Origin of the sequence: Kytococcus schroeteri (assembly GCF_002847825.1) — a bacterium.
In the GTDB taxonomy this organism is placed as follows: Bacteria; Actinomycetota; Actinomycetes; order Actinomycetales; family Dermatophilaceae; genus Kytococcus; species Kytococcus schroeteri.
Genome location: NZ_PKIZ01000068.1, coordinates 1 through 400 on the forward strand (window position 1 = coordinate 1; position 400 = coordinate 400).

The window sequence follows — 400 nt, forward strand, 5'->3', positions numbered from 1 at the left end:
GGCTCTTCGGAGTTGAGCGTGGGTGCTTGGGGGTAGGGGTCGAGGTCCCGGGCATGATCTGAGGACTTCTACCCCCTCGGATCGCCAAGGACCTCGACTGTGCCTGAGCCTACTTCCCCGTGCCCTGCTGCCTCGTGTGGTGCCTGTCAGACGTGGCTGGGGTTGCCGGCGATGAGCGTCACCGGGGTGGTGGATGACGGTGATGCTGGGCTGGTGGTGCACGTGGAGTCCACGTCGGGGCCGGCCGGGTGCCCGCACTGTGGGGTGGTGGCCACCGCTCACGGCCGCGATCAGGTCCGCCTGGTGGACGCCCCCTCGTTCGGCAGACCGGTGCGACTGGTGTGGGCCAAGCGCAGATACGTGTGCCGAGAGGCCCTCTGCCCTGGTGCGAGCTTCACCG

At 68.8% G+C, this 400-nt stretch carries 1 protein-coding gene; it reads left to right on the top strand.

What is annotated here, in order from left to right:
- Positions 1–171: 171 nt before the first annotated feature.
- The coding region (locus CYJ76_RS11525) for a transposase family protein (RefSeq protein WP_144043103.1) at positions 172–400 on the top strand (229 nt) is incomplete at its 3' end.